General features: G+C 72.5%; 12 protein-coding genes. 11 read left to right on the top strand and 1 reads right to left on the bottom strand.

Annotation, left to right across the window (positions count from 1 at the left end):
* The 11 genes from DQW85_RS11430 to DQW85_RS11380 all read left to right on the top strand — a co-directional run.
* Positions 1-884 (top strand): ABC transporter ATP-binding protein (locus tag DQW85_RS11430; RefSeq protein WP_205315040.1); only part of this gene is annotated, 884 nt, incomplete at its 5' end.
* Positions 881-1,669, top strand: a complete 789-nt coding sequence (locus DQW85_RS11425; protein WP_113700319.1) for an ABC transporter ATP-binding protein — start codon at positions 881-883, stop codon at positions 1,667-1,669. The genes DQW85_RS11430 and DQW85_RS11425, both read left to right, overlap by 4 nt.
* Entirely contained in the window at positions 1,650-2,432 is a 783-nt protein-coding gene (locus tag DQW85_RS11420) for an enoyl-CoA hydratase/isomerase family protein (protein WP_113700318.1), read from the top strand. The genes DQW85_RS11425 and DQW85_RS11420 overlap by 20 nt, the downstream gene beginning before the upstream one ends.
* Positions 2,429-4,099, top strand: a complete 1,671-nt coding sequence (locus DQW85_RS11415) for an AMP-binding protein (protein ID WP_113700317.1) — start codon at positions 2,429-2,431, stop codon at positions 4,097-4,099. The genes DQW85_RS11420 and DQW85_RS11415 overlap by 4 nt, the downstream gene beginning before the upstream one ends.
* A 97-nt stretch (positions 4,100-4,196) precedes the next feature.
* Positions 4,197-5,237 (top strand): thiamine pyrophosphate-dependent dehydrogenase E1 component subunit alpha, encoded by a 1,041-nt coding sequence (locus DQW85_RS11410; protein ID WP_420819154.1) that lies wholly within the window; start codon positions 4,197-4,199, stop codon positions 5,235-5,237.
* Positions 5,234-6,217 carry an alpha-ketoacid dehydrogenase subunit beta gene (locus DQW85_RS11405; RefSeq protein ID WP_113700315.1) on the top strand — a complete coding sequence of 328 codons (984 nt, stop codon included), beginning with the start codon at positions 5,234-5,236 and terminating at the stop codon, positions 6,215-6,217. Before DQW85_RS11410 ends, DQW85_RS11405 begins: the two co-directional genes overlap by 4 nt.
* Before the next feature lie 12 nt (positions 6,218-6,229).
* On the top strand, positions 6,230-7,381 hold the full coding sequence (locus tag DQW85_RS11400) for a dihydrolipoamide acetyltransferase family protein (RefSeq protein WP_113700314.1): 1,152 nt from the start codon (positions 6,230-6,232) through the stop codon (positions 7,379-7,381).
* Between the two features lie 28 nt (positions 7,382-7,409).
* The gene (locus tag DQW85_RS11395; RefSeq protein WP_240197093.1) at positions 7,410-8,408 is read left to right on the top strand and encodes a tyrosine-type recombinase/integrase; all 999 of its coding nucleotides are present in this window, start codon (positions 7,410-7,412) and stop codon (positions 8,406-8,408) included.
* Positions 8,409-8,578: 170 nt separating this feature from the next.
* Positions 8,579-8,923, top strand: a complete 345-nt coding sequence (locus tag DQW85_RS11390) for a YciI family protein (protein WP_113700312.1) — start codon at positions 8,579-8,581, stop codon at positions 8,921-8,923.
* Positions 8,920-9,264: a YciI family protein gene (locus DQW85_RS11385; protein WP_113700311.1), complete on the top strand. Its 345-nt coding sequence runs from the start codon at positions 8,920-8,922 to the stop codon at positions 9,262-9,264. The genes DQW85_RS11390 and DQW85_RS11385 overlap by 4 nt, the downstream gene beginning before the upstream one ends.
* Positions 9,261-10,529, top strand: a complete 1,269-nt coding sequence (locus tag DQW85_RS11380) for an RNA polymerase sigma factor (RefSeq protein WP_113700310.1) — start codon at positions 9,261-9,263, stop codon at positions 10,527-10,529. The genes DQW85_RS11385 and DQW85_RS11380 overlap by 4 nt, the downstream gene beginning before the upstream one ends.
* A 56-nt stretch (positions 10,530-10,585) precedes the next feature.
* Here the strand turns inward: DQW85_RS11380 and DQW85_RS11375 are convergent.
* On the bottom strand, positions 10,586-10,772 hold a 187-nt coding region (locus DQW85_RS11375), incomplete at its 5' end, for an ABC transporter permease (protein WP_162794902.1).

Here is a 10,772-nt window from a genome sequence, read left to right as displayed (position 1 = left end):
GGGCGCGGCGGGCGTGGCGGGCGTGGCGGGCGCCGCCGGCGCGTGTTCCGGAGCGCGGGATGAGCGCCCCGGAGGACCGGCGGACCGATCCCGGCGCGGAGCCGGCGACTCGTACCCTGCTGTCGGCCCGGGGACTGACGAGGCGTTTCGGCGGGCTCCTCGCCGTCGACGACGTCGACCTCGACGTCCCCCGGGACACCGTCGTGGGCATCATCGGCCCCAACGGCGCCGGGAAGACGACGCTGCTGAACCTGCTGTCGGGCGCCCTGGCCTCGCACCACGGTTCGATCGTGCTCGACGGCGGCGACATCACCCGAAGCAGCGCGGCGCAACGGGCCGAGCGCGGGCTGCGGCGCACGTTCCAGAACATCCGGCTGTTCACCTCGATGACGGTCCTGGAGAACGTCGTCGTCGGCATGCACGTCCAGACGCGCGGCTGGCTGCTCGGCGGCATCCTGCGATGGCCGTCGGTGCGGTCCGCCGAACGGACGGCTTTGGACCGGGCGTACGACACGCTCCAGGCGCTGGGCCTGCACACCAAGAGCCGGGCCCCGGCCGGCGGCCTGTCCTACGGCGATCAGCGGCGGCTGGAGATCGCCCGCGCGCTGGCCTCCGGGCCGTGCCTGCTACTCCTCGACGAGCCGGCCGCCGGCCTGAACAGCGCCGAGAAGAGGGAGGCCGCGGACCTGATCAGCGGTCTGCCCACGCGGTTCGGCCTCTCCGTGGTGCTCGTCGAGCACGACATGGATCTGGTGAGCCGCACGTGCTCGAACGTCACGGTGCTCGAGTACGGCCGGTTGCTCTGCGACGGCCCCCCGGAACAGGTGCTGACAGACGAGCGGGTCATCGCCGCGTACCTCGGAACGGATGAGGGACAGCCATGACGCTGCACGTACGCGACCTCGACGTCGGCTACGGATCGGTACGCGCGGTCCGCGGGGCCACGCTCACCGTGGGCGAGGGTGAGGCCGTCGCGCTGATCGGCAGTAACGGGGCCGGGAAGAGCACCCTGCTCAAGGCGATCAGCGGCATGCTGGCCTGCGACTCCGGCTCGGTGTGGTTCGCCGGCGAGGACGTGACGGCGTGCCCGTCGCACGTGATCGCAGGCAAGGGCATCGCCCATGTGCCGGAGGGGCGCCGGCTCTTCCCCCGCATGACCGTGCGGGAGAACCTGCTGCTGGGCGCGTTCCGGCGCAGGGACGGGCACGTCGCCAAGGACCTCGTGACCCAGCTCGACCTGTTCCCCCGCCTGGGTGAGCGCCTTGAGCAGGAGGCGGGGACGCTGTCCGGCGGCGAGCAGCAGATGGTGGCGATCGCCAGGGCCCTGATGTCGCGGCCCGCCCTGCTGCTGCTCGACGAGCCCGGTCTGGGGCTCTCGCCGCTGATGGCCAGTGCGGTGTTCGCGGCGATCAGCGAGATCCACCGCGCCGGGACCGCTCTGCTCCTGGTCGAGCAGAACGCGACGAAGGCACTCGCGATCACCTCACGAGGCTATGTCATGACCACCGGGGAGATCCTCAGGGACGGCGCCAGCACCGACCTGCGGGACGACCCGACCGTTCGCGAGATCTATCTCGGCGGGGCTCCGGAGACGCGCCTCACGCCGGTTCCCGGTCCCCGCGCCGCCGTCCAGTCAGAGGAGGTTCACGATGAGCGCCGACCACGATGACAGGCCCGTCCTGGTGAGCGAGGAAGGGGGGATCGTCAGGATGACACTGAACCGTCCCGGATCGTTGAACGCGTTGAACGTGCCGCTGCTGCGTGCCCTGGTCACCGCCCTGCGCGCCGCGCACGGCGCGGGGCCCGTGGTGATCCATGGGGCCGGGCGGGCGTTCTGCGCCGGCGAGGACCTCAAGCAGACGCTGGCGCCGCGGACCGGAGGACCGGAGGAACTGCGCGAATCGTTCGAGATGCTCCAGGACGTCACCCGGCTGATGAGTTCCAACCCCTCCCCCGTCATCGCGGCGGTCCACGGGTTCGCCGTGGGCGGCGGCGCCGAGATCGCGCTCGCGGCCGACATGGTGATCGCCTCCCCCTCGGTGCGGCTGCGCTTCCCTGAGGTGCCGATCGGGCACGCGCACACCGGCGGCATCAGCCTCCGCCTTCCCGTGCTGGTCGGCCTGCTGAAAGCCAAGGAACTCCTGCTCACCGGACGCTGGGTGGAGGGGCAGGAGGCCATCGGGCTCGGACTCGCCAACGAGCTGAGCGAACGCCCGCTCGAGCGGGCGATGGACCTGGCCGCGCGTTTCGCGGCCCAGCCGCCCCGCTCGATGGCGGCGACCAAGCGGGCGCTGGAGGTGTCCACCTTCCCCCAGCAGGAGGCGGTCCTCCGCCTGGAGGTCGAGTCGGCACTACACTGCTTCGCCTCGAGCGAGGCGGAGCGCAGCTTCGCGGAGTTCACCTCATCGGGCACCGTGGCGGGCGCCCGATGACGCGAGCCGAGATCGGCGGGATCGCCGTCGACCAGACGCTGCCGGGGCTGCTCGACGACGCGGCGGCGAACTGGCCCGACCGGGTCTTCCTCCACATGGACGGCGAGAGCACGACCTTCAGCGACTTCCGCAAGCAGGTCGCGTGCCTGGCGTCCGGCCTCGCCGACCGTGGAGTCGGTCCGGACAGCCGGCTCAGCGTGCTGATGCGCAACTCCAAGGCGTGCGTGCTCACCTGGTTCGCCGCGAACTGGCTTGGCGCGGCGTGGGTGCCGATCAACACCGAGTGGCGTGGGCGGGGCTTGGAGAACGCGGTCCGGCTCGCCGCCCCGACCTTGCTGATCGCCGACGCCGATCTGTACGCCCCGCTGGCGGCCGCCTTCGACGGAGAGCCGCCGGTCCCGGTCTGCACGGCGCCCATGGGCGCGGGTGCCTCGGGCACCGCCGCGGACCTGTCGGCGCTCATCCACAGGGAACCCACCGCCCCCGTGGCGCAGGAGTCGCCGCGGACCGCGGGCATGCTCTACACCTCCGGCACCACCGGCCGGTCGAAGGCGTGCGCCGTGTCCCACCGCTACTTCGTCTCGCAGGCCGCCATCGCCGTGCGGGACTTCGGGCTGCGGCGAAGCGACGTGTTGTACTGCCCGTTCCCGCTGTTCCACGCCGACGCCACCGCGCTCACCGTCGTTCCGGCGCTGCTCATGGGTGCCACAGCGGCGATCGGCCGCCGGTTCTCCGCGTCGCGGTTCTGGGACGAGGTACGCGCGACCGGCGCCACCGTCTTCGACTTCATGGGCGCCACCCTGTCCATCCTGCACAAAGCGGAGCGCCGTGCCGACGACGCGGACAATCCGGCCCGTCTCGCTTGGGGCGTGCCGGTGCCGGAGTGGGTCGGCGAGTTCGAGCAGCGGTTCGGGCTCACCGTCCTCGAGCTCTACGGCAGCGTCGAGGCGAACATCCCGGTGACCCAGAAGTTCGACGCGCCACGGGTGCCCGGATCCTGTGGCACGCCCACCCCCGAGTTCGACATCCGCGTCGCCGACGCCAACGGCGATCCCGTCCCGCCGGGCGTCGTCGGCGAGCTCCTGGTACGGCCCAGGATCCCGGGCACCATCCTCGACGGCTACTTCGGCGACGCCGAAGCCACCGCCAAGGCGTTCTCGCACCTGTGGTTCCACAGCGGCGACCTGGTGAAGGCCGACGAAGCGGACAACATCTTCTTCGTCGGGCGCGGCAAGGACGCCATCCGGCGCCGCGGCGAGAACATCAGCGCGCTGGAGGTCGAGGAGGGCGTGGAGGCCCACCCCGACGTGCTCGAATGCGCGGCCGTCGGGGTGCCGAGCGACCTCACCGAGGAGGAGGTCAAGGTGTTCGTGGTGAAGCGGCCGGGCAGCCCGCTCGACGCCGAGTCCATCTGGACCCACTGCGCAGCCACGATGGCCAGGTTCCAGGTCCCGCGCTACATCAGTTTCGTCGACTCCCTGCCCAAGACCCCTACGGGCAAGGTCAGCAAACTCCGGCTGATGGAGATGATGGCGGACGCCCCCACCTGGGACCGCGAACAGGTGGTCTCCTCGGAGACCGATGAGCCTCTCCCTGCCGGTCGCACGACCTGCGGCCGTCATGCCCACGCGACATTGCCCGATCGGCGAAGGAGCACCCATGAGTGAGAAAGCAGCCGCCGACCCGAGCGGAGCGGAAGTCCGCGATCTTCGGCGGATCGAGCCCGTCGTGGCGCCCCCGCACGGAGCAGCGCTGCGGTTCGTGATGCCGGACGGCCGCCTGACCCCCCAGGGGGAGGCTGCCGGTGTCGACCTCGGCCTCGCCCGCCTGCTGTTCCGGGACATGGCGCTGGCCAGGCGTTTCGACGCCGAAGCGCTCGCTCTCGCCCGCCAGGGCGAGCTGGGCCTGTGGCTGATGAGCCTCGGCCAGGAAGCCGCGCAGGTCGGCTCGATCCGGGCGCTGCGCCCGGACGACCACGTCTTTCCCAGCTACCGGGAACACGCGGCGGCGCTGGCTCGGGGCCTCGGACCGGCGGAGCTGCTCCGTCAATGGCGCGGCCTCGCGCATGCCGGCTGGAACCCCGCGACGCATCGGTTCCACTTCTACTCTCTCGTGCTCGGCACGCAGGCCCTGCACGCCACGGGGTACGCGATGGGGGTGCTGCGGGACGGCGCCGACGAGATCGTCATGACCTACTTCGGGGATGGGGCGAGCAGCCAGGGAGATGTCAACGAGGCGCTGAACTGGGCCGCGACCACCGGGGCACCCGTACTGTTCTTCTGCCAGAACAACCACTGGGCCATCTCCACGCCGGCCGCCCAGCAGAGCCGTACCGCGCTGCACCAGCGGGCCGCGGGTTTCGGCCTGGACTCCTACCTGGTGGACGGCAACGACGTGCTGGCCGTGCACGCGGTGACGTCGCAGGCGGCGGCCCGGGTCCGCGACACGCGCATGCCGGCGTTCATCGAGGCCGAGACATACCGGATGGCCGGCCACAGCACCTCCGACGACCCCGGCAGGTACCGTGCGGACGGCGAGGTGGAGCGGTGGCGCCTTCGCGACCCGATCACCCGCCTGGAGATCCTGCTGAAAGCGGCCGGGGTCGGCGCGTCCTTCTTCACCGAGGTGGAGCGGGAGGCGGACGCGTTGGCCGCGGCGACCCGGCGCGCCTGCCTGTCCCTGCCCGACCCTGAGCTGGCGGACCTGTTCGGCACCGTGTACACCGAACGGCACGGGCTGCTGGACCGGGAAGCGGCGGAGTACGCGGAGTACGTCGCCCAGTCGCTGAGCGAGGTCCCGGCATGACGACGATCACCCTCGGCGCGGCGATCAACGCCGGCCTTCGGCGCGCGATGAACGAGGATCCACGCGTTCTGGTGATGGGCGAGGACGTCGGGCGGCTGGGCGGCGTCTTCCGGGTGACCGCCGGCCTGCGGGAGGAGTTCGGCGCCGAACGGGTGGTGGACACCCCGCTGGCCGAGTCCGGCATCGTCGGCACGGCCATCGGCCTCGCCCTGCGCGGCTACCGGCCCGTGTGCGAGATCCAGTTCGACGGTTTCATCTATCCCGCGTTCGACCAGATCGTCAGCCAGCTCGCGAAGACCCGCGCCCGCTCGGGTGGAGCGGTCACGCTGCCCGTGGTGATCAGGGTCCCGTTCGGCGGGGGCATCGGCGCCGTCGAGCACCACAGCGAGTCGAACGAGGCGCTGTTCGCCCACACCGCCGGCCTGCGGGTTGTGGCGTGCGCGGACCCGGCGGACGCCGCCGGACTGATCAGGCGTGCCGTGGCCTGCGACGACCCGGTGCTGTTCTACGAGCCGAAGCGCCGCTACTGGGACAAGGGCGAGGTCGACATCACCATGGACCTCGGTGACCTGCCCGCGATGGATCGGGCCAGGGTGGTCAGGCAGGGCACGGACTGCACCCTGGTGGCCTATGGCCCCACGGTGCGGACCGCCCTGGAGGCGTCGGCCGCCGCCCAGGAGGACGGCGTCTCCGTACAGGTCCTCGACCTGCGTTCGCTGTCGCCGCTCGATGTCGACACGCTCTACCGCTGCGCGAAGGCCACCGGGCGGATGGTCGTCGTGCACGAGGCGTCGACGTTTCTCGGCATGGGCGCCGAGATCGCGGCCGCGGTCACCGAGGAGTGCTTCCACGCGCTGAAATGCCCCGTGCTCCGGGTCGGCGCCTACAACATGCCTTACCCCCCGAGCCGGGTCGAGGAGGAGTTCCTCCCCGACGTGAACCGGGTCCTCGACGTCGTCGACCGGGCTCTCGGTTACTGAGGGAGACGATCAATGGAAACCGGACACAGCTTCACCCTTCCCGATGTGGGTGAAGGTCTCACCGAGGCGGAGATCGTGACCTGGCTGGTCTCTGTGGGTGACGTCATCTCGGTCAACGACCCGCTGGTCGAGATCGAGACCGCGAAGGCGACGGTCGAGATTCCGTCTCCGCTGGCCGGGCGGGTCGATGAAATCCTGGTGCCGCCGGGCCGTACGGTGCCCGTGGGGACGCCGCTCGTCGTCATCCGTCCCGCCGGCTCCCCGGCGCCCACGGAACAGCCCGAACCGGCGTCCACGGCACAGCCCGCCCCCGAACCGGCGTCCACGCAGCCGCGGCCCTCCGTACTGGTCGGCTACGGCCCGGCGGAGCCGGCCACGCGACGGCGGCGGCTGCGCAACACCGGGGGCGACCGCGGGGCGGCGACCGCGGAACCGGCGGCTCCCGCGCGTGTCCCCAGGGCGAAGCCGCCGATACGGCAACTGGCCAGGCGGCTCGGGGTGGAGCTGAGCGACCTGCCCGCCGGACCGGACGGCCTCGTCACCCGGAAGCAGGTGGAGGAGGCGGGCGAGACGCGGACCCCGGTCAAGGGCGTCCAGAAGGCGATGGCGGCGGCCATGGTGGCGTCGGCCTTCACCGCTCCGCACGCGACGTTGTGGCTCCAGGTCGACATGACCGCGACGATGGGACTGGTCGAGAGGCTGCGGCGCGACAAGGCGTGGGCCGGCACGCGCGTCACGCCCCTGCTCATCCTCGCCAAGGCGGTGCTGCTCGCCGCGCTCAGGCACCCGTTCGTCAACTCCAGCTGGGACGAGCGGCGGCAGGAGATCGTCACCCATCAGGGGGTCAATCTCGGGATCGCGGCGGCAACGCCGCGCGGGTTGCTGGACGACATGACGGGCGGCACCATGACGATCACCAACGTCGGGGTCTTCGGCGTGGAGGGGGCCACGCCGATCCTGAACCCCGGCGAGGCCGTCATCATCGCGTTCGGCGCCACCCGGAACATGCCGTGGGCGGTGAACGACGAGATCGCGATCCGCGCGGTCGCCACCCTGGCGATCTCGATCGACCACCGGGTCGTCGACGGCGAGCGGGGATCGCGGTTCCTCGCCGACGTGGCCCGGCTCCTGGAGCACCCGGCCGAAGCTCTGCTCTACGCCTGACCGGCCTCCTCCCGGGCATCCCTGGTCCTTGTCGGCAGGCTCTAAGATCGGCGAGGTGAGCCTGCCCGCCGTAACGGAGCCGGTGGCGCCGCCCGTCGAGCCGGCGCGCGACCCCTACCACGTCTACCTCGACTCGCTGACCAGCCCGGAGTCGCGCCGCACCATGCGCGGCTGCCTCGACCGGCTCGCGCGGCTGCTCACCGGCGACGAGGAGGCCACCGGCGCCGGTCAGCCGTGGCACCTGCTCCGCTACGAGCACACGGTCCGCATCCGCACGTTGCTGACCGAGCAGGGCTGGTCGGCGGCGTACGTCAACAAGCACCTGGTGGCGCTGCGCCGCGTGCTGAAGGAGGCCTGGCGGCTGGGCCAGAGCAGCGCCGAGGACTACGCGCGCGCCTCCGATCTGGCCCCGGTACGGCAGAGCCGCCTGCCAACCGGCCACCACGTCCCGCCGGAGGTGGTGGGCGCCGCCCTGGCGGCCTGCGACGACTCCGCGGCCGGGGTCCGTGACGCGGCGCTGATCGCGGTGCTCTACTCCACCGGCTGCCGCCGCGCGGAGATCGGCGGGCTCGCCCTGGCCGACTACGATCCGGGGGCCCGTTCGCTGCGGGTGCGCGGCAAGCGCGACAAGGAACGCCTGGCCTACCTGACCACGGACGCGATCGGGCTGGTGGAGCGGTGGCTGGCGGTGCGGGGCGGCTCGGCCGGCGCGCTGTTCAGCCCGATCAGCCGGGCGGGCCGGATCCGGGAGCGCGACGGCCGCCCGGTCGGGCTGACCGGCCAGGGCATCGCCGACATCCTGGCGAGGCGGCTCGGCGAGGCGGGCGTCTCCCGGCGCACGGCCCACGACTTCCGCCGCACGTTCATCGGCGAGCTGCTGGACGCCGGCGTGGACCTGGCCACCGCCCAGGCGCTGGTGGGCCACTCCTCGCCGGCCACCACCGCCCGCTACGACCGCCGCCCCGAGAAGACCCGCCGCGAGGCCGTCGACCGCCTCCGCCTCCCCACCGCCCGCCCGCTCACCTGACCAGTCCGCGACAGGACTCTCGCCTCCGTGGCCGCCCCTGCCGCTCCCCGGACGCGGACCGGCCATGGCCACCATGCCGTGGAACGCGGGAGAAAATGGTGGCAGGTGTCGATTCCGGTACCCCCCGCGCGTCATTGAAGTGACCGGAAGACCGGAAGAAAGGACACGCCATGAGATACGTACTGCTGTGCGTCGGCAACGAACATCCCTGGACGCAGGCGGGGCCCGAGGAACGCCAGGCCGTCTACGCCCGGTGGGGCGCCTACAACGGCTTCCTCGCCGAGCGCGGCGCGGGAGTGGGCGGTCACGAACTGGCCCACTCCTCCACCGCCACCACCATCAGGAAGAACGGCGACCAGTTCCTCATCACCGACGGCCCGTACGCTGAGACGGTCGAGCAGATCTCCGGATACGTGCTCGTCGAGGCCGGGGACCTGGAGGAGGCCATCGAGCTGGCCGGGCCCATGCCCTCCGACGTCGAGATTCGCCCCGTGCCCGCCAGGGAGGCGTCATGAAGTACGCGCTGCTGCTGTACGTCGACGCCAAGGCCCGGCAGGAGGCCACCGAGGAGGAGCGGCGCGAAGCGCTGGAGCGGCACGGCGGCTTCATCGCGCTGCTGAAGGAGCGCGACGCCTTCCTCGGCGGCGAGGAGCTGGGCGGCCCTGGCGAGGCGGTGACGCTGCGCAAGGGGTCGGGTCAGGCGCTCCGCACCGACGGGCCGTTCGTGGAGACGGTCGAGCACCTGGGCGGCTTCTACCTCATCGAGGCCCGCGACCTGGACGAGGCGATCGAGCTGGCCCGGGCGTGCCCCGTGGACATCGTCGAGATCCGTCCCGTGGTGGAGCACCAGGGATGAAGGCGGTCGAGCAGGCGTACCGGGGGCAATGGGCGCGCCTGCTCGCCCTCCTCACCGCGGAGCTGCGCGACCTCGACCTGGCGGAGGAGTCGCTGCAGGACGCGTTCGCCGCCGCCGTGGCCGCGTGGCCGCCCGTCCCGGACAACCCGCCGGCGTGGCTGCTCACCACGGCCCGCAGGCGCGCCGTGGACCGGCTCAGGCGCACGGCGGTGGCGGCCCGCAAGCTCCCCCTGCTGGTCGTGGACGAGCCGCGCCCGCCCGAGGAGCCGGGCCCGCGCAAGCTGCCCGACGAACGGCTGCGGCTCGTGTTCACCTGCTGCCATCCGGCGCTGTCCATGGAGGCGCGGGTGGCGCTGACCTTGCGGTGCGTCGGCGGGCTGACCACGCGGCAGACAGCCCGGCTGTTCCTGGTGAGCGAGGCGACGATGGCGGCCCGGCTGACCCGCGCCAAGAAGAAGATCAGCCAGGCCGGGATCCCGTACCGGGTGCCCGAGGGCCGGGAGCTGGCCGGCAGGCGCGACGGGGTGCTCGCCGTCCTCTACCTGATCTTCACCGAGGGGTACGCGGCGGCCGAGGGCGAGCGGCTCATCCGCGACGAGTCCGCGGGCGAGGCCATCGCGCTGGCCCGCATGATGGCCGAGCTGATGCCGGCCGACTCCGAGGTGCGGGCGCTGCTGGCGCTGATGCTGCTGCACCACGCCCGCAGGCACGCCCGCCTGGATGCCGGCGGGCGACTGGTCAGGCTGGCGGAGCAGGACCGCTCGCTGTGGCGGCACGACGAGATCGCCGAGGCGCTGGACCTGCTCGCCCCCGCCCTCCTCCCCCCAGTTCCGCCCGGCCCGCATCTCCCCGGCCCGCAGCCGCCCGGCCAGTACCTGCCTGGTCCGTACCTGCTCCAGGCCGCCATCGCCGCCGAGCACGTCTCGGCCGCGGGCGCGCACGACACCGACTGGGAGGCCATCGCCGGCCTGTACGAGCTCCTCGAAAGGCTGACCGGCTCGGCGGTGGTACGGCTGAACCGGGCCGTAGCGGTTGCCGAGGCGTTCGGTCCCGCCCGTGGGCTGGAGCTGCTGGCGGGGCTGGAGGCCGAGCTGCCCCGCCACCACCTGCTCCCCGCCACCCGTGCCGATCTGCTGTCCCGGCTCGGACGCCTGGAGGAGGCGGTCGAGGAGTACGGCAGGGCGCTGGAGCTGGTCGCCACGGCGCCGGAGCGCGAGTTCCTGCTGTCGCGCCGCGGCACCGCGATCCAGGCCCTGTCGGGCTGACCACCCCCGGACCGGGGCACATCGCCTGGCCGGTCAGCGGTGGCCGGGGCCCGTTCTCAGGTGGTCGTCAGGGCGACCGTCGGAGACAGACGCGCCGCCCGCATGGCCGGGTACAGACCGGCGGCCGTGCCGATGACCAGGGTCGCCGCCACGGCGCCGCCGAGCGCCCAGGGTGGCACGACGGGCGGCCAGCCCCGCGACAGCGCGTACCCGGCGGTGGCCAGCGCCCCCAGCACCGCCCCG

This window comes from Nonomuraea lactucae (assembly GCF_003313395.1).
Lineage (GTDB): Bacteria > Actinomycetota > Actinomycetes > Streptosporangiales > Streptosporangiaceae > Nonomuraea > Nonomuraea lactucae.
The sequence above is the reverse complement of the archived record's forward strand: the minus strand, read 5'-3'. Positions and strand labels throughout refer to the sequence as shown.

Bases quoted from the DNA above. Each gene is read 5' to 3' on its own strand.
- DQW85_RS11380 (WP_113700310.1), top strand. From the start codon at position 9,261: ATGAAGGCGGTCGAGCAGGCGTACCGGGGGCAATGGGCGCGCCTGCTC.
- DQW85_RS11425 (WP_113700319.1), top strand. From the start codon at position 881: ATGACGCTGCACGTACGCGACCTCGACGTCGGCTACGGATCGGTACGC.
- DQW85_RS11400 (WP_113700314.1), top strand. From the start codon at position 6,230: ATGGAAACCGGACACAGCTTCACCCTTCCCGATGTGGGTGAAGGTCTC.
- DQW85_RS11415 (WP_113700317.1), top strand. From the start codon at position 2,429: ATGACGCGAGCCGAGATCGGCGGGATCGCCGTCGACCAGACGCTGCCG.
- DQW85_RS11390 (WP_113700312.1), top strand. From the start codon at position 8,579: ATGAGATACGTACTGCTGTGCGTCGGCAACGAACATCCCTGGACGCAG.
- DQW85_RS11405 (WP_113700315.1), top strand. From the start codon at position 5,234: ATGACGACGATCACCCTCGGCGCGGCGATCAACGCCGGCCTTCGGCGC.
- DQW85_RS11410 (WP_420819154.1), top strand. From the start codon at position 4,197: ATGCCGGACGGCCGCCTGACCCCCCAGGGGGAGGCTGCCGGTGTCGAC.
- DQW85_RS11420 (WP_113700318.1), top strand. From the start codon at position 1,650: ATGAGCGCCGACCACGATGACAGGCCCGTCCTGGTGAGCGAGGAAGGG.
- DQW85_RS11385 (WP_113700311.1), top strand. From the start codon at position 8,920: ATGAAGTACGCGCTGCTGCTGTACGTCGACGCCAAGGCCCGGCAGGAG.